Genomic DNA, 24,411 nt, shown 5'->3' on the forward strand with positions numbered 1-24,411 from the left:
ACATCGTACCGGACATCCCTATTATTCCCCATTTTAGGGATTATTCCATTATTTTTATTCCCTAACAAAATACTCAACTGCTATGAGAAAATGGTTTCTCCCTGCCATTATTTTTTTATCAACCAACAGCGCCTATGCCCAGCTGTCGCCGCTTACAGTGGACAAAATCATGCGCGATCCGAAGTGGATCGGCACCTCTCCCGACCAGGTCTTCTGGGGTACCGATAACCAAACGGTCTATTTCAACTGGAACCCGGAGAAGGCCCCGGCGGACTCCCTGTACTTTATCCAGCTAAAAGACGGCACGCCTAAAAAGACGCTGGCCACCGGGCGCAGTATGCTGATGGCCATGAACAACGGGGTGTATAGCAACGACAGGTCTATGGTGGCATTTGCCCACCAGGGCGACATCTACCTGAAGGAACTGAAATCCGGAAAGGTGACCCGTATTACTAATACAACCGCCCTGGAGAGCTCCCCCGCGTTCCTGAACGGCGGCGCTGCGATCGCGTTTCAGCAGGGCCGCGACGTATATGCGTGGAACCGTGCGGATGGCAGCCTGACGCAACTCAGCAGCTTTAAACAAGGGCCTCCCCCGCCGCCGGAAAAGGACGAGCTGCAAAAAGGAAATGACCAGGAGAAATGGCTCAAACAGCAGCAATTGGACCTCCTGCAGGTTATCCGCGATAAAAAAGCCAAGGCCGATGCCGTAAAGCGCTACTACGATTATATCTCTCCCAAACCCTTAAAAAATTTATATACAGAGGATAAACAGCTGCAAAACGTGCAGGTTAGCCCGGACGGCCGCTTTATCACATACCGGCTGTATGCCGCGCCAAAGGATGCCAAAAGCACCATTGTTCCGGATTATGTAACCAGTACCGGCTTTACAACGGATATCCCTTCCCGTGAAAAAGTAGGCGCGCCGCGGGGCAGCTTCACCAGCTACGTATATGATCGTATAGCCGATACCGTTATAGCAATCAACACGAAGGACCTGCCGGGCATAAAGGATCAGCCCGATTACGTGAAGGACTATACGAAAAAGGATTCGCCGGTGGTAAGGGAAGTGATTGTGAACGGCCCTTACTGGTCCGACAAGGGTACGCATGCCATCGTGGACATCCGCTCCATGGATAATAAAGACCGCTGGATCGCTTTACTGGACGGCGCTACCGGCAAACTGACCTCCATCAACCGCCAGCGGGACGAAGCCTGGATCGCCGGGCCGGGCATTGGCTGGAGCATGGGCGGCGGCAACCTGGGCTGGATAGATGAAAACACCATCTGGTTCCAGTCAGAAGCCAGCGGCTACTCGCACCTGTACACTGCCAATGTGAACTCCCGGGAGCTAAAACAACTCACTACAGGGAATTACGAGGTGCAGGAAGCGCAGCTTTCCAATGATAAAAAGACATTTTATATTGTTACCAACGAAGTACATCCCGGCGAAAAACAGTTTTATAAACTGCACATCGCCACCGGCAAACAGGAGCGCATTACCACCATGCAGGGCGCGCATGAAGTGAGCGTAAGCCCGGATGAAAAGTGGATCGCCTTCCGCTATTCCTCTTCCAACCAGCCATGGGAGCTGTATATACAGCCGAATACCGCCGGCGCTAAGGCTAAACAGGTGACGACCCTGGCCCAAAGCGAGGAATTTAAAAATTATTCCTGGCGGACGCCGGAGCTGATAACCATTACTGCCAGCGACAATCAGCCGGTTTACGCCCGCCTCTACACCCCTGATCCGGCAAAAAAGAACGGAGCAGGCGTAATTTTTGTACATGGGGCAGGATATTTGCAGAATGCACACCGCTGGTGGAGTCAGTACTTCAGGGAATACATGTTCCATAACCTGCTGACGGACCTCGGCTATACCGTGCTGGACGTGGATTACCGCGGCAGCGCCGGCTACGGCCGCAACTGGCGTACGGGCATTTACCGCTATATGGGCGGTAAGGACCTGGACGACGAAGTGGATGCAGCAAAATACCTGGCCAACAAAGCAGGAGTGGATGCCAACAGGATAGGGATATACGGAGGTAGCTACGGGGGCTTTATGACCCTCATGGGAATGTTCACAAAACCAGGTACATTTGCCGCCGGCGCCGCATTGCGCAGCGTTACTGACTGGGCCCATTATAACCATGGGTACACCAGTAACATACTAAATGAACCATATAAGGACAGTATTGCTTATCTTCGCTCCTCCCCCATCTATCACGCGGAAGGGTTGAAGGGCAGGTTGCTCATGTGTCATGGAATGGTAGATACGAATGTTCATTTTGAAGACATCGTGCGCTTGTCGCAACGACTCATTGAACTCAAAAAAGACAACTGGGAACTGGCAGTATATCCCGTAGAAGACCACGGGTTTACCACGCCGGCCAGCTGGACGGATGAATATAAAAGGATCTTGAAACTATTCAACGAAACGCTCCTGAAATAAGCTCCTTCCACTGCCCCGGTCTTTAACAAGACATACAGGGATACGGTGAACGATGAAGAACAGTATTAACACTTCGTTAATAACTGCTTAACATCTCACCGTATCCCTTTTTTTATTTTATTTTTTGTAAAAATTGCACGCGTCATGGTTGTGAAATGCTTTGAAATTTCATGGACCGAAAAACTAGCTGTCAGCCAATTGGCAGTTTTAAATAATTATTCTTCGCAACCAAACCTCATCTAAAATACAAGAAACCATATGTGTGGAATCGTAGCTTATATCGGGCAGCGTGAAGCTTACCCGATCGTATTGAAAGGCCTTAAAAGACTGGAATACCGCGGATACGACAGCGCGGGAGTTGCTATCATCAATGATGGACTCAAAGTCTACAAGAAAAAAGACAAAGTGGCGGCACTGGAAGAATACGCTTCCGGTAAAGATATGCGCAGCCATATCGCCATCGGCCACACCCGCTGGGCCACCCACGGAGAACCCTGCGACCGTAACGCCCACCCCCACAAATCCGGCGACGGTAAATTAGCCATGGTGCACAACGGCATTATCGAGAACTATGTACAGCTCAAACAGGAGCTGGAGAGCAAAGGTCATGTATTCGAGAGCGATACGGATACGGAAGTGTTACTGCACTTCATAGAAGAGATTAAGAAAAGCAATGACTCCACCCTCGAGGAAGCTTTGCGCATTGCGCTGAAACGCGTAGTAGGCGCCTATGTTATTGTACTGCTGGACGAAGATAACCCGGACACGCTCATCGCTGCCCGCAAAGGTAGTCCGCTCGTAATCGGCGTGGGTAAAGGCGAACACTTCCTCGCTTCCGACGCCTCTCCTATCGTGGAATACACCAAAGAAGTAGTGTATGTAAACGATTATGAGATTGCCATCATCAAAGCGGATGAACTGATCCTGAAAAACATCAGCAACGAACGCCAGACGCCGTATATCCAAAAGCTGGACATCGACCTGGCAGCCATCGAAAAAGGCGGTTACGACCACTTCATGCTGAAGGAAATTTTTGAACAGCCCCAAACTATACACGACAGCTTACGCGGCCGCCTGGATGCGCCTACGGGCACGCTTACACTGGGTGGTATCCGGGACCAGATGGAACTGCTGAAAAATGCGAAACGCATTATCATCGTAGCCTGCGGCACCTCCTGGCATGCGGGCCTGGTAGCGGAATACATGATTGAAGAGCTGTGCCGTATTCCCGTTGAAGTGGAATATGCCTCCGAATTCCGGTACCGTAACCCGGTAGTAGGCGAAGGAGATGTGATCATCGCGGTATCCCAATCCGGCGAAACGGCGGACACCCTCGTGGCCATAGAAAGCGCCAAGCAAAAAGGCGCGATCATCCTGGGCGTATGTAACGTGGTGGGTTCTTCCATCGCGCGTATGTCTGACGCGGGCGCCTATACGCACGCAGGCCCAGAAATTGGCGTGGCCTCCACCAAGGCCTTTACCGCCCAGCTCACCGTACTGGCGCTGATTGGCCTGAAAGTAGCCATGGAAAAAGGCACCATTACCGGCCAGCGCTTCCAGCACCTGCTGAACGAAATGGATCAGATATCCAAAAAAGTGGCCACCACCCTGCAACTGAACGATCAGGTAAAAGCGATTGCAGAAAAATATAAGGATGCGCGCGATTTCCTCTACCTCGGCCGCGGCTATAACTTCCCTGTTGCCCTGGAAGGCGCGCTGAAGCTGAAAGAGATTTCCTACATCCATGCGGAAGGCTACCCCGCCGCGGAAATGAAGCACGGCCCTATCGCCCTGGTAGACGAAAATTTACCGGTGGTGATCGTGGCTACAAAAGATAGTTTCTACGAAAAGATTGTAAGTAATATTCAGGAGATCAAAGCCCGTAAAGGCAAGGTGATCGCGGTGGTAACCGAAGGCGACACCACTATCCCTCCTATGGTTGATGACGTAATTATGGTTCCTGCGGCAGATGAACTGGTGGCGCCAATCATTAGTGTTATACCTCTACAGTTACTCGCTTATCACATCGGCGTATCCAAAGGATATGATGTAGACAAGCCAAGGAACCTGGCGAAGAGTGTAACAGTAGAATAGACTTAAGAAAGTATCCATGAACAACATCCGAAAAATGCCCCTGGAAGGCCTGGGGTATAACTTTATTGAAGATGAACTTCCAAAAGGGAAGGACGAGTACTACCTGCGCAATGAGCAATGGCAAAACAAAGAACAGTTTCGCCAGCTGACGGCGTATGAAATAGAGGCGCTCGTCCGCAACGACAATACGTCCGACAACTGGAACAACATCTTCGTATCCGATGAATTTAATCCGCAGCTGGTGCAGCACTGTCACTTCTTTGGGATGGTGCGCATCGGCAAGCTGGAACCTTATTATCTGGAGTACCGTAACCTGAAGCTGCCGGTGGGCCTGTATAACAGCACCATTTGCGCCTGCGACTTCGGGGATAACGTGGTAGTGCATAACGTCAACTACCTCTCCCACTACATCCTCGGCAACGAAGTGATCATTGCCAACGTAAACGAAATGGTGACTTCCGATGTTGCCAAATTCGGGAACGGGATCGTGAAGAGCAATGAACCGGAAAGCCTGCGCATTGAGCTGGAACTCTGCAATGAAAACGGCGGCCGCGCTGTACTGCCCTTCGATGGCATGCTCCCCGGCGACGCTTACCTCTGGACCCGCAACCGGGACGACCTCCAGTTACAGCAACAGTTCCGCAACTTCACGGAAAAGCAGTTTGACAAACGCAGGGGCTATTACGGCATGGTGGGCGACCGCACCGTGATCAAGAACTGCCGCATGATCAAGGATGTGACCATTGGTACGGACGCTTACCTGAAAGGCGCCAACAAGCTGAAGAACCTCACCATCAAAAGTACCGCGGAAGCCCGCTCCCAGATCGGGGAAGGTACGGAGCTGGTGAACGGCATCGTAGGGTACGGCTGCCGCATTTTCTACGGCGTAAAGGCCGTGCGTTTTGTAATGGCTTCCCATAGCCAGCTGAAATACGGCGCCCGGCTGATTAACTCCTACCTCGGCAACAACTCTACCATCTCCTGCTGCGAAGTATTGAACTCCCTCATATTTCCGGCGCATGAGCAGCACCATAACAACTCCTTCCTCTGTGCATCCATGATCATGGGGCAGAGTAATATGGCTGCCGGCGCAACGGTGGGCTCCAACCACAACTCCCGCGGCGCGGACGGGGAAATCATTGCCGGCAGGGGATTCTGGCCGGGGCTATGCGTGAGCCTTAAACATAATTCACAATTTGCCAACTTCACGCTGATCTCCAAAGGGAACTATCTCTGCGAACTGAATATCCCCATTCCGTTCAGCCTCGTCAGCAACGACGAGCACGATAACGTGCTGCAGGTGATGCCCGGCTACTGGTTCCTGTACAATATGTACGCCATTGCCCGCAACTCCTGGAAGTATGTGGACCGCGACAAACGGATCGATAAAAAACAACTCATCGAATACGATTACCTGGCGCCGGATTCCGTGGAAGAAATGTTTACCGCATTGGCCATTATGGAAATCGCTACTGCCAAAGCATGGTATGCATTGCCTGAAAACGAACCGCGGAAAGCGCTGACAGAAAAGGACCTTCGTAAAAAAGGGAAAGAGCTGCTGCTGGAAAGACCCGAAGACGTGAGCCGGCTCACCATCTATGCGGAAGGCATGGAAAACAGTAACCGCAAAACGGTGCTGACCAAAGTGCATAAGGCCTATCCTGTTTTCAGGGAGCTGATCGTATTTTACGGTATTAAAAATATTGTGGCGGCCGCCAAGCCTTCCTTCGTGGCATTGCAGGCCGCTGTAAAAGGCGCTAAACGCACGCCATGGGTAAACGTAGGCGGGCAGCTGATGAAAGCTGAAACGCTGGAAAACCTCAAGCAGCGCATCCGCAAAAACCGCATCAGCAGCTGGGGCCAGCTGCACGACGCTTACAAGGAAATTGGCCAGGAATATGCCTCCGATAAGCTGCAGCATGCTGTTGCCAGCATGCTGGAAATTAAAGAGGTGCCGCTGAAAAATTTTACCACGCAACACTTGCAGCAATGGCTGGTGGATAGTATTGGAACCATGGAGTGGATTGCGGAAGGCATCTTTAAATCAAGGGAGAAGGATTATAAAAATCCTTTCCGTAAGATGACGTACAGCAATGAAAAGGAAATGGATATTGTAGTAGGCAGCCTGGAAAATAATAGCTTCATTAATGCGACCAAAGAGGAATTGAAAGGGTATAAGGAACAGGTGCGGCGGCTGATTCAGGAGTGGGAATTATAGTTCTTTTTCTCGCAAAGAGGCACAAGTTAGCAGAGCTCGCAGAGGATGATGTTTGCTTTTTTTTTCTCGCAAAGAGGCACAAGTTAGCAGATGTCTTCTCATTCGCGCAAATAGGCCGAAGGCCCTCTTTGCGTACTTTGCTATCCTATGCCCCTTTGCGAGAAAAAACCTCCCCGCCAGAAAAACCCCTTTGCAAGAAAAAAGCTAATTTAGCCCGCATGGCAACAAAAGAAAAAGTGCGCTGCGGCTGGTGCACCAAAGACCAGCTGTACATCGATTACCACGACAACGAATGGGGTACCCCGCAGCACGATGACGTGCACCTGTTTGAAATGCTTAACCTGGAAGGCGCTCAGGCGGGCCTCAGCTGGTACACCATACTCGTAAAAAGAGAAAATTACCGCAAGGCATTCGATAACTGGGATGCAAAAAAAATCGCTAAATACGACGAGAAAAAAGTGGAAGCGCTGCTGCAAAACCCCGGCATTATCCGCAACCGCTTAAAGATCAACGCTACTATCACGAACGCTAAGGCATTCCTCGCCGTGCAGCAGGAATTTGGTTCTTTCGATAAATACATCTGGTCGTTTGTGAACCATGCGCCGATACAGCATAAATTCACTTCTATGAGCCAGGTGCCGGCTAAAACCGCTATTTCCGACGCTATGAGCAAGGACCTGCTGAAGCGGGGGTTTAAGTTTGTTGGCAGCACTATCTGTTACGCCTATATGCAGGCTACCGGCATGGTGAATGACCATGTGGCCGGGTGCTGGAAAGCAAAGCAATAGTTACGGGATGGGCACCTCGCTGAATGCAGGATTTTGCAACAGGGTATAATCCGTTAAGGTGTTCAGGAAAAAGTATAACTGGCGCTTTTCCGCATCGGTTAACGGGATGCCGTTTTTCACCAATGGATCGGTGGTGGCGGTCACCTGCACGCCGTGGTCATAGAAATCAAATACCTGGTAGATATCGTAAAAGCGGCCATCATGCATATAGGGTTGACTTTTCAGTACGTTCCGCAGCGTGGGCACCTTGAATTTGAGGTAGTCCGCAGTACTGTTGGTGATACGCATGCGGCCCACATCCTGCAGCACATTGATGGGCAGGCCGTTGCTGCGGTAGGATTGATCGGTAAATAATGGTTCCTTATGGCAGGCGGCGCATTTGAGCTGAAATACCTTATACCCTGCCTCTTCTTCCGGTGAAAAGGCCGCCCCTCCTACTTTATTGACTACGCTATCATATTTGGAATTGCCGGACACCATGGTGGCTACGAATTGCGTAATGGCCCGGAACATGCGCTGGCTCGTTATTTCCTCTGTACCAAATGCTGCCAGGAACATTTTGCGGTAATGGGGATCGCCCTGCATTTTCTTCAGCAGGTCCTTCAGGTCCACTCCCATTTCATTGGGGTCCGTGAGCGGGGTAAGCGGTTGTATTTCCAGGTTATTCACCCCGCCGTCCCACATAAACTCTTTCATGAAGATCATATTGAAAATCACGGGTACCGTCCTCGTGCCCTGGCGGCCCAGTACGCCATGGCTGAGCGGATGGTCGAAGTGCCCGAAGCCGGCAAACTGCTGGTGGCAGAAGCCGCAGGAAACCGTGCTATCCGCCGACAGGCGGAAATCGTAAAACAGGTACCTGCCCAGGGCAATGCCTTCTTTGGTAAGGGGGTTTTGGGAGAAGTCGTAGACCGGTTGCGGAAAGCCCGCAGGGAGTTGCAGCGTCACCGGCTGGGGTGGCGGAGTGGTACCGGTGTTGCCGGCGCCGTCCTTTTTACAGGCGTGCGCCAGGAGTATGACCAGTCCTATCAGTCCTGCGATGTATGTTATTTTCCGATTCATAGGGATGTATGTAGCCAGTTAGTTGGCTACTGTCGTAACGGTGAACATCTGCTGGTAGTTTGCGGCAATTTTCAGCGCGTCAGGCCCGGCGGCCATTACAATGCTGGTGGCGGCAAAGCTGATGACGTTGGGCGTATTCAGCCATTTGGCGGCATCTGCCCGGAAGCTGACTTTCGGTTGCGCCCCTGCGGCTACGGTTACGTTCGCGGGAAGATCCAGCGTGACGGTTTTCAGGGCGTTGTACGGCGCTTTGAAACCGCCTACGTGCAGCTGGAAGTCCTTGAGGGCGGTGGTGGCCGCCGGCGAGGTTCCTTCCAGCTTGGCCATGATATACCCGCTGTTCCAGGTCCAGAACATGCCGTTTTCAGGGGCTAACGCGCCCGCCTGCACGCCGCTGACATTGCGGGCACTATCCACCCCGATCAGCCATTTAATGGCCTTATATCGCCCCGCAGGCACACTGTCGAGCAGGAGGGTTTTGGTGGAATCCACCGCATCGTCTACCAGGAAATATCGTTGAGGCAGGGTCGTTATACGGCCCGCTGTATCTACCAGCTGGAAATTACTGAGATAGTAAAGGAACCTGGTGATGGTGTAGGTTTCCCCCGCGGCATTGGTATAAACGCCTGTATTCCTTTGCAGGGGCGCGTTGCCTGCATAATTGCTGAAGCGGAGTTGCAGGGTAGCGTAAGTGGTGGGGGGTACTATCGTTTGGTTGTTCTCTGATTTTGAGCAGGCCGCCAGCAGGAGGATGCTGCTACAACTCAGGATAGTAAACGTTCGGGAACTAAAAATCCGCAAAATCATGGTGTTCCTTTTTGTTGTCAGGAAGGTACGATGATTTTGCGGATTTCGGGTATAAATTAACTAGGCGTGGGCCTGGTCGAGCTTATAGCCTTTGGCGCCAAACCATACCACTACTGCGAAGCAGATCAGCGGTACGATATAGGCCATCTGGATGTTGGAAGCGTCAGAGATGACACCCATCAATGGCGGGCAAACTGCGCCGCCTACAATAGACATTACCAGTAATGAAGAGCCGAACTTCGTATCTCCCCCTAAACCTCTTAACCCCAGTGAGAAGATGGTTGGGAACATGATAGACATAAAGAACGGTATGGCCAGTACCGCGCCGATGGCGATGGTTCCTTTGGTGGTCATAGCCAGTAATACCAGCCCTACGTTAATAGCGCCGTAGATGGTGAGCAGGACCTGCGGTTTCACCTTGCTCATGAGGAAAGTACCGAAGAAGCGGCCTACCATGAAGCCGAGGCCGGCTACCCAGCCCAGGAGGTTGGCGGCTTCCTTTTCAGGGATGCCTGCGGAGAATTTCGCAAAGCGGATAAAGAACGCGTTTACGCCCACCTGCGCGCCGATGTAGAAGAACTGTGTTACTACGGCGGCGATCAGGTGTTTATGACGGAAGATGGAACCTTTGGAACCGGTGGTATCCTCCTGTTGGTCTTCCACTTCCTGCACTTCCGGCATTTTGGTCATGAAAAACAGGGCGGCGATCAGCAGCACCACCAGACCGATGATCAGGTATGGCATTTTTACGGTAGCCGCTTCGCTGTGCAGGTATGCCTGCAGCTGGTCCTGCGTCATGGCGGCCAGTTCCTCTTTGGAGTGTTCCGTACCGGAGAGGATGAACCTTGCGCCGAGGATAGGGCCTACTACGGCGCCCACCCCGTTGAAGGACTGGGCCAGGTTAAGGCGAACGGTGGCGGTTTCCGGCTTGCCCAGGATGGTCACATACGGGTTGGCCGCAGTTTCCAGGAAGGTGAGGCCGGAGGCGATGATGAACAACGCCGCCAGGAAGGCCAGGTATTGCCCGCTGTTAGCCGCAGGAATGAACAGGAATGCGCCGGCGGCATACATCAGCAGGCCGAAGATGATCCCTGCCTTATAGCCGAATTTGCGCATCACTGCTCCCGCCGGCAGCGCCATCAGGAAATAGGCGGCGAATACGGCCGAATCGATGAAAGACGATTGCAGGTCCGTCAGCTGACAGGCCTTTTTCAGGTGCGGGATCAGTACGGGGCTGAGGTTGTGGATCAGCGCCCATAAAAAGAATAGACTTGTTACCAGTATAAAAGGGAACAGGTAGTGCTGTTTTTTCCCTCCAGCGGGTGCTGTACTGGCGTAGGTGGAATTACTTACTGCGCCTCCGGCCATAACGAGTTTTTGTGATCAGGTGATTATTTGTATTGTATCAGTGAAATTTCCTAGCTGATGGATCTGTCGAGGTGGGTATAACCTCCGTCTACATAAAGAATTTGTCCGGTCGTATGGGACGATCTTCCGGAGAGCAGGAACACGGTGGTGTTAGCGATTTCTTCGGAGGTGGTCATCCTGGTTTCAAATGGTATTTTAGCGGTAATAGCCGCCAGTTTTTCTTTTGGATTAGGGAGAGAATTAATCCAGGTTTCGTACAATGGCGTCCACACTTCAGCAGGGATCACGGTATTCACCCGGATGGAGTAAGGCAGCAGTTCTACGGCCCATTCACGGGTAAGGGCATTGATTGCGCCTTTGGATGCCGCGTAGCCGGAGGTGTTTCCCTGGCCGGTGGTGGCAACTTTGGAGCCGATGTTCACAATGTTTCCTTTAGTGGCTTTCAGGTAAGGCAGCGCGTAGTGGGCCAGGTTGTAGTAGTGCGAGAGGTTGTTTTGCAGGGATTGCATAAAGCGTTCCGGGCTGCCGCTTTCGAGCCCTACTCCATCGTTGGCGCCGGCATTGTTCACCAGTCCGTCGATTTTCCCATAGGCGGCAACGGTAGCGTCGATTACTTTTTTACAATCTTCCACTTTGCCCAGTTCGGCCTGTACCGCCAGGGCTTTCCCGCCTGCTGCCATGATTGCGTTAGCAGTTTTCTCGTTATCAGCAGCATTGCGGCCGGCAATAACGGCGATGCCGCCTTCCTGGGCTATAATACGGCTGATAGCTTCTCCAATTCCTTTGGCTCCGCCTGTAACGATAATCACTTTATCCTGTAATCCTAAATCCATTGTAATCAATAATTATAAATGATAGAATGCGATGGCGTTGCCACCCATTATTTTTTGTTGTTCAGCAGGGCTAAGGCTGCTGATAAAGTTGGTGACGATCTCTTTCACCTCTCCGTATTCCGCTGCCAGCAGGCATACGGGCCAGTCGGACCCGAACAGCAGCCGATCGCAGCCGAACGCTTCCAGCACTACTTCCAGGAAAGGCTGGAAGTGGCCGGGTTGCCAGTTTTCCCAATCCGCTTCGGTAACCAATCCGCTTACCTTGCAGTACACGTTTGGCGAGGATGCGATGGCCCGCATCTGCGCCGCCCATATCTCCAGCTCGCCAGATTTAAAATCCGGTTTGGCCATATGATCGATCACGAGGCGTTGGCGGGGGAATTTTTTAACGAATTCCACCACGGCAGGTAACTGTTTCGGATATACGAGAATGTCGTACGTAAAATCATATTGTGCAAGGGCCAGTATCCCATGGCAAAAATCTTCCCTCAGCAGGAACATGGGATCTGGTTCCCCCTGTACAATATGACGAAATCCTTTGAGGAGCGGGAACTGTGCGTAGTGTGCCAGTTGCTCCTGTATGTCCGGGGAGCGGAGGTCCGTCCAGCCTACCACTCCTTTAATGAAGTCATGTTTTTGGGCGAGGTCCAGCAGGAAAGCGGTTTCCTTTTCGGACTGGTCCGCCTGTACGGCCACGCAGCCATCCACACCATGCGCCTGCAACACGGGCTGCAGGTGTTCCGGGAAGAAGTCTTTCCGGATCACTTCCATGGTATCATCTATCCATGCGTCCTTTACGGGATCATATTTCCAGAAATGCTGGTGTGCATCAATGATCATAACGTTTATTTACGGTAAACGCCACGCAGCGCCCTGTTACAGGCATTGCGCGGCGTCTGGTATCTTATAAGGAAAATATTCTGTCCATTACCACCCACTTCTCTCCCGGTTTGGCTACGGGGATGGCCTGCTGATATTTCCACATCAGCTGTTCCCATTCCTGTACTTTGGGATTAGCGGCATCCATGGCGCCTTTACGCTCAAAGGTAAAAGCGGCGCCGGTTTCCATGATCATGAACAGGCGGTTGCCTGCACGGTAGATTTCCATGCTGGTGATACCGCTGTCGGTGATACTTTTTTTAATTTCCGGCCAAACGTCGCGGTGATAAGCTTCGTATTCGCTGATCAGCTGCGGATCGTTTACCAGGTCGAGTGCAAGACAATACCTCATATGGCTTATTTGTAAGCTACCGCTGTTTGTTTGGAAGTACCCAGGCCATCGATACCCAGTTCGATGACATCGCCCGGTTTGATATATACCTGCGGGTTCATACCCAGGCCAACGCCGGCAGGGGTGCCTGTGGAGATCACATCTCCCGGCAGCAGGGTCATAAACTGGCTCAGGTAGGAAACCAGGAATGGCAGTTTGAAGATGAGGTTGGCGGTGGTGCCGTCCTGCATGGTTTTACCGTTTACGGTGAGCCAGAGGCGCAGGTTGTTTACATCCGCAATTTCATCTTTGGTGGCGAGCCATGGGCCCAGTGGCGCGAAGGTATCGTTGCTTTTACCTTTTACCCACTGGCCGCCTCTTTCCAGTTGGAAAGCGCGTTCGCTATAATCGTTGTGGAGGCAATAGCCGGCTACATAATCCATGGCGTCTTTTTCGTCCACATAGCTGGCTTTTTTACCGATAACAACGGCCAGTTCCACTTCCCAGTCGGTTTTTTCGCTGTTGCGCGGAATGATCAGGTCGTCGTTAGGGCCTACCAGGGAAGAAGTGCTCTTAAAGAAAACGATTGGTTCGGCAGGGATCTGCGCGTTCGTTTCCTTAGCGTGGTCGGCATAGTTCAAACCAATGCACACGATTTTTGAAGGGCGCTGTACGGCAGGTCCGAGGCGGGCGCCGGCGGGTACCTGCGGGCAGCTGGCGCTATTGGCAGCCCACCATGCGGCGAGGCGGTTAAGGCCATCCGTTTCAAAAAATTTCTCTCCATAATCTTCTCCAAATGCACTTACATCAAACATGCCGGCATCTGTTACAACACCTGGCTTTTCTGCACCTGGTAAACCAAACCTGATAAGTTTCATTACGCTGTTTTTATTGTTTTGCTATTATTTTATTTCTTTCAGATGTTCCACCTGCAGGCGGCCATCTTCTACCTTCAGGTCCATGACTGCGTCCAGCTTACCGTCCTTTTCCATGGAGAAGTACACGTGATCAGGCGTTGCAGTTTTCTGAATGGTAGGTTTATAACCCTGTGGAACAGGCATGGTCATGGTTTTATTCACACCGGCAAATTCCACGTAGAGCACCACGTTGTCAGGACTGGCGCCTGGTTTGATATCCACGATGAAGTCCTCGATGATTTTACCTGACTGGATATTTTTCCTGTAGCTGGTAACGGTTTCGCCGGAGGCGGCTACCTTACCGAGGCCCTGTACATTTTCCATGTAGAGCCAAACCGGTTTAGGCGGTACCGTAGCCCAGAAGATTTTCAGCGCGCCGTTGCTGCTGTCGACGCTGGCATGGTAGTAACGCGGGGCGCGGTTGGGCTTCACTACGCCGATGTAGGCGCTGTTGGGCTTATCCCACGCTACGCGGATCACATCCTCATCGCTGCCTTCCTGGAGGATGGCCTGTTCAAAGGTTTTTTCCTTTTCCTGGCCGTTGATGGAGAATTTGATCACCACGTGGGCCGTATCTTTCGTTCTGTCTTTCAGTACTACTTCTACTTTACCGGCGGCGGTGGCAGGCGTCATAGGTACGGAGTCCGATTGCTGCGCGGCGCCTTTTCCGGATTGCTGTGCGTTATTACAGGCGGCAGTAAAACCTAAAGCGGCTATCGCCAGGTAAACGGGAATTCTTTTCATGTATATCTATAGTTTGTGATGGATAAATATAGGCAATCAACCTAAAGTTACACCCATCACATTAGATTTTTTAGTTATTCAGGCGAATAAATCCACCGTCGATCGGGTAATCGCAGCCTGTGATAAACCCGGCTTCGTCTGAACAGAGGTAGAGGGCCAGGTTGCCCACTTCCGCAGGTTTGGCCATGCGGCCGATCGGCTGGGTTTTGCTCAGTTTTTCGAACATTTCCGCTTCTCTGCCCGGGTAATTTTTGGCGATGAAACCGTCTACGAAAGGCGTGTGTACCCTTGCAGGCGATACGCAGTTGCAGCGGATGTTATCGGCCAGGTAATCTTTTGCAACGGATAAGGTCATGGTGAGTACCGCGCCTTTACTCATGGAATAGGCAAACCTGTCCGGAATACCCACGCTGGAAGCGATGGAAGCGATATTGAGGATCACGCCGCCGCCCTGTTTTTTCATCTGGCCTATCACTGCGTACATGCAGTTGTAAGTGCCTTTCACGTTTACCTGGTACACGCGGTCAAAATCCTGTTCTGCGGTAGTATCCAGCTTGCCTACGTGGGCAATGCCGGCGCAGTTAACGAGGATATCCAGCTTACCGGCAGATTCGATAATTTTATTCATCACGGCAATCACCGCGGCCTGGTCGGCCACGTTGCAGGCATGCACCTGCGCTTTGCCTCCACCGGCAATAATTTCAGCGGCAGTGCCTTTACCGCCTTCTTCGTTCAATTCCAGGATATGCACTGCTGCACCCTGCGCGCCAAAACTTTTTGCTATCGCCTGTCCTATTCCGCTACCACCACCGGTGATAACTGCCACTTTATTATCTAATCTGAACAGCTCCATTTTTTATAGAATTTAAGGGTTCTAAAATACCTATTATAGCTACTGAATTGCAATTGTATTTTCACTGTATTTTGTACTTTCTTGCCTAATTTTCACAATTTTCAGTAATTTTTGAGGCAATTAAGTGAATTTATGACAAATAGACGGCTGAAGACGACCTTATTATTTTTGCTGGCTGGCAGCGCTTTTACCCCGCTGCGGGCCCAACAGATACCTCTCAACAAATACGGCCTGGCCGTCCTGCAGGATAAAAAACAATACGAACAACTGGTCAGAAAAGACAGTGCGCAACAACTGGTAGACCTGGAAAAATATATCCCCGGCATCCGCAAGGATGTGCGCTATGCTACTACGAATAATTTTACGCATCAGCGATTATACAGCTCCACTGCCATTTACCTCCGCAGGCCTGCGGCAGATAAGCTTAAACAGGTACAGGCCCTGCTTAATAAAAAGGGATACGGCCTGCTGATCTATGATGCGTACCGGCCGTACCGCTGTACGGAGCTGATGTTTAAGATTGTGCCGAACGACCTGTATGCCGCTGATCCGAAGAAAGGCTCCGGGCATAACCGCGGCGTGGCGGTGGATTTGAGCATGGTGGACCTGAAAACGGGCAAGCCGGTGGCCATGCCTACGGACTTTGACGATTTCACGCAAAAAGCGCACGAGAACTACCAGCCGGCGGACCCGAAGGTTGCGGCCAATCGCAAGCTATTGCGGGACACGATGAAACAACTGGGATTTAAAGGGAGCCGCACGGAGTGGTGGCATTATTATCTCCCGGATTATAAGAAATACCCCCTGATGGATATTGTGTTTTAAGGGATGCAATTGCCGGCAAGGCCTGCCCTCCGGGGGCACGGGTGAAAACAGCCAGGGTGGCAATGTCAGGCAGCCTCCATGCGTAAATCGTAGCGGATACGGGCAGTTGCTGCACCGGGGCGGTAAATTTTCACCCCCTTATTTTTATTATACGCCAATGAACCGGATGGCTGTTTCCTGTATGTTAAGGCAACGTCTTTTAGCGGTATTTAACCTGCACCTGCCGGGAAGCCACCATATCCACATCATCCCACACTTCCTCCACCCAGGAGGAGCGTAACCCGTTTGACTGGTACTGCACGTCCATCACGAAGGTTTCCAGCGGCATGGCGTTTCCTTCCTGGTTAAACCAGGTGTTGACCACATTGCCTCCGGAGAGGTAATATCTCCGGCTCCTGTCTACCAAACCCAGTATGCGTAAGGCTTTGTAGTAACCGGGTTTGTCATCATACTGGTAGAGATAGGTTTTGAAATATGCCGGCACGGTATCGGTCACATAGGCTTCATCCACCGCCACGAGGTTTTGCTGCGACCATTCCAGGAATTCCACGGTGGGCCGGCTGCTGAAATGATAAATGGCGATGATGCGGCGCTGGTTATCGTACACGAGGGAATCGTATTCATTTTTGCGGATCAGGTCCCGGTCAATTTCCACCAGGTCCCCGGCGTCATTGTAGCGGAGGTAAACGGGCGTGTTGCCGTAATGGATGGTAACGGGCCTGTTATTCGTATAGTCGATACTGATAGATTCCTGCAACTTCCAGCCGGCGCTGGTAGCGGGTACTTCAGTGATGATTTTAGCGGCATTAAGGTTTCTGTCGTACTCGATGGTCGTCCTTCTGTCCTGCTCATCGATCACGGCAGGCAGGGAGGGTACATTGACGTCAGCTTTCAGCTCCGGGCGGGTACAGGCGGCGCTACAGGTCAGCAACAGGATGTACAGGTATCTGGATGGATGCATTACTACTACAGGTTAATCCCGGGAAGATACAAAAAAAATTGGCCGCTGATGCACTAAATCAGCGGCCGGGAAATTCAAACGTAAATCAATCGTTATGAATACTAGTAGATTTTATTCAATGCATCTACATAGGCATGTACAGAAGCGTTGACGATGTCGGTAGAGTAGCCGAAGCCGTAGTAGGACTGCCCGTTGTATTTCACGCGCATGTTCACTTTGCTCACATCTTCGCTACCGCCGTGCATGGCCTGGATGCTGAATTCGTCCAGGTCGATATCATCCTTGATGATTTCATGAATGGCGTTGATGGTAGCGTTAACAGGGCCGTTTCCTGCGGCGCTGGCTTCTTTTTCCTCGCCGTTGACCAGGAGTTTTACGGTAGCCATCGGGCGCAGCGGATCACCGCATACTACCTGCAGCAGCGTTACTTTAATCCCTTTATCGTCGTCATAGACTTTACTATCGCCATCGCCCATCAGTTGCAGCAGGTCCGCATCGGAAACATCCTTTTTACTGTCGGCCATTACGAGGAAGCGTTCGTACACTTCGTCGAGGTTGATTTTATCCAGTTTATAACCCAGGCGTTCCAGGTGGTGTTTCAGTGCGTGGCGGCCGCTACGCGCGGTGAGGATGATAGAGTTGGAATTGATACCTACATCTTCCGGGTTGAGGATCTCGTAGTTTTCGCGGTGCTTCAGGATACCATCCTGGTGGATGCCGGAGCTGTGCGCGAAAGCGTTGCGGCCTACGATCGCCTTGTTTGGCTGAACAGGCATGCGCATCATGGATGACACCATGTTACTGATCTCGTAGATGCCTTTGGAATTGATGTTGGTATGATATCCCAGCGTATGGTGTGTTTTCAAAATCATGGCCACTTCTTCGAGGGAAGTGTTACCGGCACGTTCTCCGATACCGTTGATGGTACATTCCACCTGGCGGGCGCCGTTCTGGATACCGGCAATGGTGTTGGCGGTAGCGAGGCCGAGGTCGTTATGGCAGTGTACGGAGATAATCGCCTTATCGATATTGGGCACATTATCTACCAGGTATTTGATCTTGGCGCCGTACTGATCCGGCAGGCAATAGCCGTTGGTATCCGGGATGTTGACGGTGGTAGCGCCTGCGGCGATTACTGCTTCGATCATGCGGGCGAGGTATTCGTTATCCGCGCGGCCGGCGTCTTCGGCGTAGAATTCCACATCATCGGTAAACTTGCGGGCGTAGGCCACTGCTTTCACGGCACGTTCGAGAATTTCTTCGCGGGTGCTGTTGAATTTATACTTGATGTGCATATCCGAGGAACCGATACCGGTGTGGATACGGCCGCGTTTAGCGAAGCGGAGGGCTTCTGCGGCGGCGTCGATATCCTTGGTATTGGCGCGGGTGAGCGCGCAGATTACCGGTTCAGTAATGGCTTTGGAGATCTCTACCACACTCTGGAAATCGCCGGGGCTGGAGATGGGGAAACCAGCCTCGATGATGTCTACGCCGAGTGCTTCCAGTTTCTTTGCGACCTCGATTTTTTCTACGGTTGTCAGCTGACAGCCTGGTACCTGTTCACCATCGCGCAGGGTGGTATCAAAGACAAATACACGGTTATTATCCATGATAGTGTAACTATTTTCGGTTTAGTAAGATTAGTTCAGGTTCTCCAGTACTTTCGCGCCCATGGCGTCAGTACCCATGATAAAGTCGTTATCAGTATGTTTATTGGCGATATCCATTGTCCGGTAGCCCTGGCGCAGTGTGGCTTCCACGGCTTTGATAACGCGTTGTGATTCCGTTTTCAGGCCGAAGGAAATATCCAGCATGAGCGCGGCGGAAAGGATGGATGCCAGCGGGTTGGCAATACCTTTACCGGCGATATCGTGCGCGGAGCCGTGGATAGGCTCATAGAAGCCTACTTTATCCCCCACGGACGCAGAGGCGAGCATACCCATGGAGCCGGCGATCTGAGAGGCTTCGTCGGTAAGGATATCCCCGAAGAGGTTACCTGTCAGCACCACGTCAAAGCGTTTCGGGTCTTTGATGAGCTGCATGGCTGCGTTATCGATAAACATATGTTCCGTTTCCACATCCGGGTAATCTTTTGCCACTTCCTGTACCACTTCTCTCCAAAGGCGGCTGGCTTCCAGCACGTTTGCTTTATCTACGGAGCAGAGTTTTTTGCGGCGGGTACGCGCGGCTTCGTAGGCTTTGCGGGCGATGCGTTCCACTTCGTAGCGGTGGTAGATCATCAGGTCGGACGCGGTGTTACGGTCTTCCGTTCTTTTCTTTTCCCCGAAGTACACATCTCCCGTCAGTTCGCGGAAGAAGAGGATATCCGCTCCCCGAAGGATTTCCGGCTTGATGCTGGAAGCTTCCAGCAGTTCGTCGAATAATTTGATCGGGCGAAGGTTGGCATAGAGGCCAAGTTCCTTGCGGATCTTGAGCAAACCTTGTTCCGGCCGTACTTTGAGGGTAGGGTCGTTGTCATATTTTGCGTGACCGATAGCGCCGAAGAGGATGGCATCACTGTTTTTAGCTTTGTCCAGCGTACTATCTGGCAGCGGCTCGCCGGTAGCCTCGATGGCTACGTGGCCCATGATTCCTTCGTCGAAATGAAAAGTATGGTTGTAATTTTTGGCAATGGTAGCCAGTACTTTTTGTCCCCAGGCTGTTACTTCCTGTCCAATGCCGTCACCCGGTATAACTAATATTTTTTTATCAACGCCCATGTAGAGTGTACTTTATTTGAATTTATTCGGTGTATTAAAAGTTGAAAGGTCTGGACTGCTCGTATTTTTCGATGTCGCTGCGTAAGCTGAGCAGGTAGTCGATATCATCGTAGCCATTGAGGAGGCAGGTTTTCTTATACGGGTTGATATCGAAATTTTCCTGTTCGCCGGTAGCTTTGATTTTGATGAACTGGTTTTCGAGGTCTACTTCCAGTTCGGTTTTCGGATCCTTTTCGATCGCGGTGAAGATCTTATCCAGGAAGCCTTCGCTGACGGTGATAGGCAGGATGAAGTTGTTCAGTGCATTGTTTTTGAAGATATCTGCAAAGAAGGAGCTCACCACTACTTTGAAGCCATAGTCGGCGATGGCCCAGGCGGCGTGTTCGCGGGAGGAGCCGCAGCCGAAGTTTTTGCCGGCAACAAGGATTTTCCCGGAGTAGATGGGATTGTTGAGAACGAAATCAGCTTTAGGCGTGTTATCCGCTTCGTAGCGCCAGTCGCGGAAGAGGTTTTCGCCGAAGCCTTCCCTGGTGGTCGCTTTCAGGAAGCGCGCCGGGATGATCTGGTCTGTATCAATATTTTCGATCGGTACTGGTACCGCGGTAGAAACTAAGTGTTGAAATATCTTGCTCATTATAATTATTTTTTGACGGCAGCCACTCTCAGTCGGACGTAGTCTGCATATAAATTACCTTCCCTGGTTAATGCGGGCGCCAGTTGTTCCTGTACTTCCTTCAGTATGGCGGATCTGATATGAGCGGGCACCCCGGTGAAGAAGTGGTCGCCAAACATTTCCAGCCAGGTGATGATACCGCGTTCAGGGTTACTGAGTTTGGTAGGCCTTTCGAAGTACTGTACTTTTTCAACGGTGAAGCCGGCTTTTTCCAGGAGGGTGGTGTATTCCGCCGGAGAAGGGAAGTACCAGAAAGGCTGGTAGGCGTATCCTTTTTCCTGCATGACGTATTCCAGTTCCCGGAGGATGCTTTCCACGTTTCCTTTGCCGCCCATTTCGATGACGAGCCGTCCGCCTTTTTTGAGGTGGGTGTACATCCGTTCGATGGCTTTTTCCTTTTCGCGTACCCAGTGGAGGGTGGCGTTGGAAAAGATGGCATCGAATTGCAGGGGCAGGGAAAACCTGGTGGCGTCGGCTACTCTGAAGCTGATTTCCGGAAAGTGTTTTTTAGCGCTTTCGATCATGCTGGCAGAGGCGTCGATACCGATAACATGCGCTCCTGATTCGGCGATACGGGCGGTGAGTTCACCGGTGCCGCATCCGAGGTCGAGGATTTCTTCGCCTGGTTGTGGTTGCAGCCAGTCTACGAGGCTGTCGCCATATTCAAAAACGAAGGCATGTTCTTCTTTATATAAGTCAGCATTCCACTGGTTCATAGTCATAACGTTTAGCCGTGGCGGTGATTTACACCAATTCTCTTACATCTGTTACGCGGCCGGTGATAGCGGCGGCGGCGGCGGTCAGCGGGCTGGCCAGGAAGGTGCGGGCGTTTGGACCCTGGCGGCCTTCGAAGTTGCGGTTGGAAGTAGAGATACAGTACATGCCGGCAGGTACTTTATCTTCGTTCATACCGAGGCAGGCGGAGCATCCGGGTTCGCGGAGCTGGAAGCCGGCGGCGGTGAGTACTTTATCCAATCCTTCGGCGATGGCCTGGGCTTCTACCTGTTTGGAGCCTGGCACGATCCATACCACTACGTCTTTTGCTTTTTGTTTTCCTTTTACGAAGTCGGCCACGAGGCGGAGGTCTTCGATGCGGGAGTTGGTGCAGCTACCGATGAATACGTAGTCGATTTTTTTGCCGAGCAGCGGTGCGCCTGGCTGCAGGTCCATATAGTCGAGCGACTTCCTGAAGGAAGGCACTTCTTTTTCGTCAATCTGGTCCAGGGACGGAATTTGCTGGGTGATGCCCATGCCCATGCCCGGGTTGGTACCGTAGGTGATTTGCGGTTCGATGTCGGCGGCGTCGAAGGTGAGCACCTGGTCGAACTGCGCGTCCGCATCGGAATACAGGGTTTTCCAGTATTCGAGGGCTTTATCCCAGTCGGCCCCTTTAGGAGCGAACTCGCGGCCTTTGATATAATCGAAGGTCACCTGGTCCGGAGCGATCATACCGCCGCGGGCGCCCATTTCGATGCTCATGTTGCAGATAGTCATCCGGGCTTCCATGCTGAGGTTACGGATGGCCTCGCCGGCGTATTCCACGAAGTAGCCGGTAGCGCCGGAAGCGGAGATTTTCGAAATGATGTACAGGATGATATCTTTAGAGAGAACGCCGCTTTTCAGGACGCCGTTCACCTCAATTTTCATACGTTTAGGTTTGTACTGGAGGATACACTGGGTAGCGAGTACCTGTTCTACCTCGGAAGTACCGATACCGAAGGCGATGGCTCCGAAGGCGCCATGGGTGGAGGTGTGGCTGTCGCCGCAGACGATGGTCATACCCGGCAGGGTGATACCCAGTTCGGGGCCGATCACGTGTACGATACCCTGGTAGGGGTGGCCGAGGCCATAGAGTTCCACGCCGAATTCGGCGGTGTTTTTAGTGAGCATTTCTACCTGCATGCGGCTCAATGCTTCTTTGATCGGGAGGTGCTGATCCATCGTTGGCACGTTATGATCGGCAGTGGCTCTTGTTTTGGCGGGACGAAAAACAGGGATCCCGCGCTTGCGCAGGCCGTCGAATGCCTGCGGGCTGGTTACTTCGTGGATAAAGTGCGTGTTAATATACACGGCATCCGGGTGGCCCGGTTTGCTCATCACGATGTGGCTGTCCCAGATTTTGTCAAATAACGTTTTTCCCATCCTTGTTGCTTCCTTTTTAAATTGTTTATACCTTCAAATCTAATGGACGATATTTATTTGCCATATCGCTAAATTTGTATTAATTACAACCTATAAACGCGATTGAATAACATTAAATACTTGTTTTTCAATCATTTATAAGATTTTATTAACGATGCCCAACAGTCAAAGTGATGCTTTATTCATATTAATAAAAACGCTAACGAAAGCTGAAAAAAGGAGTTTTCAGCTGGCATTTAATAAGAATAACACGAAGGAAGATGTACTTTTCATCCAGTTGTTCAACACGCTGGACAAGATGAAGGAATATGATGAGGAGCAGATACTGAGGAAGGTTCCCGACCTGAAGAAGCAGCAGTTATCGAATGTAAAGGCTCATCTGTACAAGCATTTACTGACCAGTTTACGCCAGCTTTACAAGCAGAAGGACGCGGTGATTGACCTCCGCGAGCAGCTGGACTATGCCCGTGTGTTGTACAATAAAGGCTTATATAACCAGAGTTTAAAGGTGCTGGCAAAGGCCAAGACGATGGCTTTTGAGCAGGAGGAGGTGATGCTGGCGTATGAGATTGTGGAGTTTGAGAAGCTGATTGAGTCGCGGCATATTACCCGCAGCCTGGAAAACCGTGCTGAGGCGTTGAGTGCGGAATCGAAGCAGATCCAGCACCAGATTACGAATATCAGCATGTTGTCGACGTTGTCCTTACGGATGTATGGCCTGTATTTAAAGCTGGGGCATGCGCGCAATGAGCGGGATGCGGAGATGGTGAAATCGTTTTTCGAGAGCCAGTTGCCGCCCCGGGGCCTGGCTGAAATGAGTTTTTACGAGAAGGTGTATATGTACCAGGCGAGCTGCTGGTATTACTACATCCTGCAGGATTTTGTGATGTACTACCGGTACACGCAGAAGTGGGTGGACCTGTTTAAGCAGTATCCATCGTTGCAGCAGACGGACATGGACCTTTACATCAAGGCCCAGCATAATTTGCTGACGGCGCATTTTTATACTTCCAATTTTGAGAAATTCAAGACGGCCTTGTGCGAGCTGGAGCAGTTCATTGCTGCCAACGGGGAGGATTTTCATGAGAACACGCGAACATCCGCTTTTGTGTACCTCTACACGGCGAAGATCAACCGGTACTTCCTGGAAGGCACGTTCACGCAGGGTTTGGCGATGGTGCCGGAGCTGGAAACGGAGATCGGGAATCATTCGCTGAAGATAGATCAGCACCGGGTGCTGGTGTTTTATTACAAGATTGCCTGTTTGTATTTTGGTAGCGGGGATAACAGCAAGGCGATTGTGTACCTGAATAAGATTATCAATTTAAAGATAGGCAACCTGCGGGCGGACATACAATGTTTTGCGCGCATCCTGCATCTGATTGCGCATTACGAACTGGAGAACTACAGTTTGGTAGAATACCTGATCAAATCCGTGTATCACTTTATTTCCAAGCATAAGGATTTGGGGTTGGTGATGGAAGAGATTATGAAGTTTTTGCGTAAGTATATTTATGCGAATCCGAAGGAGCTGCGCAGTGCGTTCACTGACCTGAAGGACAGGCTGGAAGTGATTTCGCAGGATCCGTATGAGCGGCGTTCGTTCCTCTACCTGGATATTATTTCGTGGCTGGAGAGTAAGATAGAGGGGATACCGGTGCAGGATGTGATACAGCGGAAGTTTTTGAATAAGGAGAAAAGAATTTAAGTAAGGAAGCGGCCATCGGAGATGGTCGTTTTTTTT

General features: G+C 51.4%; 21 protein-coding genes. 6 read left to right on the forward strand and 15 right to left on the reverse strand.

The window, feature by feature from the left end; translation table 11 throughout:
* Positions 1–82: 82 nt before the first annotated feature.
* The 4 genes from BOC67_RS19425 (at position 83) to BOC67_RS19440 (ending at position 7,552) form a co-directional block, all read left to right on the forward strand.
* Positions 83–2,452 (forward strand): prolyl oligopeptidase family serine peptidase, encoded by a 2,370-nt coding sequence (locus BOC67_RS19425; protein ID WP_291912587.1) that lies wholly within the window; start codon positions 83–85, stop codon positions 2,450–2,452.
* Positions 2,453–2,710: 258 nt separating this feature from the next.
* Positions 2,711–4,546, forward strand: coding sequence for a glutamine--fructose-6-phosphate transaminase (isomerizing) (gene glmS, locus BOC67_RS19430; protein WP_291912588.1), 1,836 nt, complete (start codon positions 2,711–2,713; stop codon positions 4,544–4,546).
* 16 nt (positions 4,547–4,562) lie between these two features.
* Positions 4,563–6,764 carry a DUF4954 family protein gene (locus BOC67_RS19435; protein ID WP_291912590.1) on the forward strand — a complete coding sequence of 734 codons (2,202 nt, stop codon included), beginning with the start codon at positions 4,563–4,565 and terminating at the stop codon, positions 6,762–6,764.
* A gap of 218 nt (positions 6,765–6,982) precedes the next feature.
* A complete protein-coding gene (locus tag BOC67_RS19440; protein ID WP_291912592.1) occupies positions 6,983–7,552 on the forward strand; it encodes a DNA-3-methyladenine glycosylase I in 570 nt (189 codons plus the stop codon).
* Here BOC67_RS19440 and BOC67_RS19445 read toward each other — a convergent pair whose 3' ends face one another.
* The 9 genes from BOC67_RS19445 to BOC67_RS19485 form a co-directional block, all read right to left on the reverse strand.
* Positions 7,553–8,614 carry a cytochrome c peroxidase gene (locus BOC67_RS19445; protein ID WP_291912595.1) on the reverse strand — a complete coding sequence of 354 codons (1,062 nt, stop codon included), beginning with the start codon at positions 8,612–8,614 and terminating at the stop codon, positions 7,553–7,555. It abuts the gene before it with no gap.
* An 18-nt stretch (positions 8,615–8,632) separates the two neighbouring features.
* Positions 8,633–9,421: an MbnP family protein gene (locus BOC67_RS19450; RefSeq protein WP_291912597.1), complete on the reverse strand. Its 789-nt coding sequence runs from the start codon at positions 9,419–9,421 to the stop codon at positions 8,633–8,635.
* Between the two features lie 60 nt (positions 9,422–9,481).
* A complete protein-coding gene (gene fucP, locus BOC67_RS19455; protein ID WP_291912599.1) occupies positions 9,482–10,789 on the reverse strand; it encodes an L-fucose:H+ symporter permease in 1,308 nt (435 codons plus the stop codon).
* A 50-nt stretch (positions 10,790–10,839) separates the two neighbouring features.
* Positions 10,840–11,622 carry an SDR family oxidoreductase gene (locus BOC67_RS19460; RefSeq protein WP_291912601.1) on the reverse strand — a complete coding sequence of 261 codons (783 nt, stop codon included), beginning with the start codon at positions 11,620–11,622 and terminating at the stop codon, positions 10,840–10,842.
* Between the two features lie 12 nt (positions 11,623–11,634).
* Positions 11,635–12,462: an amidohydrolase gene (locus tag BOC67_RS19465; RefSeq protein ID WP_291912603.1), complete on the reverse strand. Its 828-nt coding sequence runs from the start codon at positions 12,460–12,462 to the stop codon at positions 11,635–11,637.
* A gap of 64 nt (positions 12,463–12,526) precedes the next feature.
* Complete coding sequence (locus tag BOC67_RS19470; protein ID WP_291912606.1) at positions 12,527–12,853, reverse strand: L-rhamnose mutarotase; 327 nt, start codon at positions 12,851–12,853, stop codon at positions 12,527–12,529.
* A gap of 5 nt (positions 12,854–12,858) precedes the next feature.
* The gene (locus tag BOC67_RS19475) at positions 12,859–13,710 is read right to left on the reverse strand and encodes a fumarylacetoacetate hydrolase family protein (RefSeq protein WP_291912607.1); all 852 of its coding nucleotides are present in this window, start codon (positions 13,708–13,710) and stop codon (positions 12,859–12,861) included.
* Between the two features lie 24 nt (positions 13,711–13,734).
* The gene (locus BOC67_RS19480) at positions 13,735–14,493 is read right to left on the reverse strand and encodes a hypothetical protein (protein WP_291912609.1); all 759 of its coding nucleotides are present in this window, start codon (positions 14,491–14,493) and stop codon (positions 13,735–13,737) included.
* 70 nt (positions 14,494–14,563) lie between these two features.
* Positions 14,564–15,346 carry an SDR family NAD(P)-dependent oxidoreductase gene (locus tag BOC67_RS19485; RefSeq protein ID WP_291912611.1) on the reverse strand — a complete coding sequence of 261 codons (783 nt, stop codon included), beginning with the start codon at positions 15,344–15,346 and terminating at the stop codon, positions 14,564–14,566.
* A gap of 132 nt (positions 15,347–15,478) precedes the next feature.
* Between BOC67_RS19485 and BOC67_RS19490 the strand changes: the two genes are divergently transcribed.
* Positions 15,479–16,171: a M15 family metallopeptidase gene (locus tag BOC67_RS19490; protein ID WP_291912613.1), complete on the forward strand. Its 693-nt coding sequence runs from the start codon at positions 15,479–15,481 to the stop codon at positions 16,169–16,171.
* A gap of 199 nt (positions 16,172–16,370) precedes the next feature.
* Here the strand turns inward: BOC67_RS19490 and BOC67_RS19495 are convergent, their stop codons facing one another.
* The 6 genes from BOC67_RS19495 to leuC form a co-directional block, all read right to left on the reverse strand.
* Positions 16,371–17,132 carry a hypothetical protein gene (locus tag BOC67_RS19495; RefSeq protein WP_291912615.1) on the reverse strand — a complete coding sequence of 254 codons (762 nt, stop codon included), beginning with the start codon at positions 17,130–17,132 and terminating at the stop codon, positions 16,371–16,373.
* Positions 17,133–17,233: 101 nt separating this feature from the next.
* Positions 17,234–18,742 (reverse strand): 2-isopropylmalate synthase, encoded by a 1,509-nt coding sequence (locus tag BOC67_RS19500; protein ID WP_291912617.1) that lies wholly within the window; start codon positions 18,740–18,742, stop codon positions 17,234–17,236.
* Between the two features lie 30 nt (positions 18,743–18,772).
* Positions 18,773–19,852: a 3-isopropylmalate dehydrogenase gene (leuB, locus tag BOC67_RS19505; RefSeq protein WP_291912619.1), complete on the reverse strand. Its 1,080-nt coding sequence runs from the start codon at positions 19,850–19,852 to the stop codon at positions 18,773–18,775.
* Positions 19,853–19,886: 34 nt separating this feature from the next.
* On the reverse strand, positions 19,887–20,486 hold the full coding sequence (leuD, locus tag BOC67_RS19510; protein ID WP_291912621.1) for a 3-isopropylmalate dehydratase small subunit: 600 nt from the start codon (positions 20,484–20,486) through the stop codon (positions 19,887–19,889).
* A gap of 5 nt (positions 20,487–20,491) precedes the next feature.
* A complete protein-coding gene (locus BOC67_RS19515; protein ID WP_291912623.1) occupies positions 20,492–21,241 on the reverse strand; it encodes a class I SAM-dependent methyltransferase in 750 nt (249 codons plus the stop codon).
* A gap of 28 nt (positions 21,242–21,269) precedes the next feature.
* Positions 21,270–22,667 carry a 3-isopropylmalate dehydratase large subunit gene (gene leuC / locus BOC67_RS19520; RefSeq protein WP_291912626.1) on the reverse strand — a complete coding sequence of 466 codons (1,398 nt, stop codon included), beginning with the start codon at positions 22,665–22,667 and terminating at the stop codon, positions 21,270–21,272.
* Between the two features lie 154 nt (positions 22,668–22,821).
* On the opposite strand from leuC, the gene BOC67_RS19525 reads away from it, so the two are divergent.
* The gene (locus tag BOC67_RS19525) at positions 22,822–24,375 is read left to right on the forward strand and encodes a hypothetical protein (RefSeq protein ID WP_291912628.1); all 1,554 of its coding nucleotides are present in this window, start codon (positions 22,822–22,824) and stop codon (positions 24,373–24,375) included.
* Positions 24,376–24,411 lie beyond the last annotated feature (36 nt).

Source organism: Chitinophaga sp. CB10 (assembly GCA_001870995.2).
Taxonomy (GTDB): Bacteria; Bacteroidota; Bacteroidia; order Chitinophagales; family Chitinophagaceae; genus Chitinophaga.

Bases quoted from the DNA above. Each gene is read 5' to 3' on its own strand.
- BOC67_RS19425 (WP_291912587.1), top strand. From the start codon at position 83: ATGAGAAAATGGTTTCTCCCTGCCATTATTTTTTTATCAACCAACAGC.
- glmS (WP_291912588.1), top strand. From the start codon at position 2,711: ATGTGTGGAATCGTAGCTTATATCGGGCAGCGTGAAGCTTACCCGATC.
- BOC67_RS19435 (WP_291912590.1), top strand. From the start codon at position 4,563: ATGAACAACATCCGAAAAATGCCCCTGGAAGGCCTGGGGTATAACTTT.
- BOC67_RS19440 (WP_291912592.1), top strand. From the start codon at position 6,983: ATGGCAACAAAAGAAAAAGTGCGCTGCGGCTGGTGCACCAAAGACCAG.
- BOC67_RS19445 (WP_291912595.1), bottom strand. From the start codon at position 8,614: ATGAATCGGAAAATAACATACATCGCAGGACTGATAGGACTGGTCATA.
- BOC67_RS19450 (WP_291912597.1), bottom strand. From the start codon at position 9,421: ATGATTTTGCGGATTTTTAGTTCCCGAACGTTTACTATCCTGAGTTGT.
- fucP (WP_291912599.1), bottom strand. From the start codon at position 10,789: ATGGCCGGAGGCGCAGTAAGTAATTCCACCTACGCCAGTACAGCACCC.
- BOC67_RS19460 (WP_291912601.1), bottom strand. From the start codon at position 11,622: ATGGATTTAGGATTACAGGATAAAGTGATTATCGTTACAGGCGGAGCC.
- BOC67_RS19465 (WP_291912603.1), bottom strand. From the start codon at position 12,462: ATGATCATTGATGCACACCAGCATTTCTGGAAATATGATCCCGTAAAG.
- BOC67_RS19470 (WP_291912606.1), bottom strand. From the start codon at position 12,853: ATGAGGTATTGTCTTGCACTCGACCTGGTAAACGATCCGCAGCTGATC.
- BOC67_RS19475 (WP_291912607.1), bottom strand. From the start codon at position 13,710: ATGAAACTTATCAGGTTTGGTTTACCAGGTGCAGAAAAGCCAGGTGTT.
- BOC67_RS19480 (WP_291912609.1), bottom strand. From the start codon at position 14,493: ATGAAAAGAATTCCCGTTTACCTGGCGATAGCCGCTTTAGGTTTTACT.
- BOC67_RS19485 (WP_291912611.1), bottom strand. From the start codon at position 15,346: ATGGAGCTGTTCAGATTAGATAATAAAGTGGCAGTTATCACCGGTGGT.
- BOC67_RS19490 (WP_291912613.1), top strand. From the start codon at position 15,479: ATGACAAATAGACGGCTGAAGACGACCTTATTATTTTTGCTGGCTGGC.
- BOC67_RS19495 (WP_291912615.1), bottom strand. From the start codon at position 17,132: ATGCATCCATCCAGATACCTGTACATCCTGTTGCTGACCTGTAGCGCC.
- BOC67_RS19500 (WP_291912617.1), bottom strand. From the start codon at position 18,742: ATGGATAATAACCGTGTATTTGTCTTTGATACCACCCTGCGCGATGGT.
- leuB (WP_291912619.1), bottom strand. From the start codon at position 19,852: ATGGGCGTTGATAAAAAAATATTAGTTATACCGGGTGACGGCATTGGA.
- leuD (WP_291912621.1), bottom strand. From the start codon at position 20,486: ATGAGCAAGATATTTCAACACTTAGTTTCTACCGCGGTACCAGTACCG.
- BOC67_RS19515 (WP_291912623.1), bottom strand. From the start codon at position 21,241: ATGAACCAGTGGAATGCTGACTTATATAAAGAAGAACATGCCTTCGTT.
- leuC (WP_291912626.1), bottom strand. From the start codon at position 22,667: ATGGGAAAAACGTTATTTGACAAAATCTGGGACAGCCACATCGTGATG.
- BOC67_RS19525 (WP_291912628.1), top strand. From the start codon at position 22,822: ATGCCCAACAGTCAAAGTGATGCTTTATTCATATTAATAAAAACGCTA.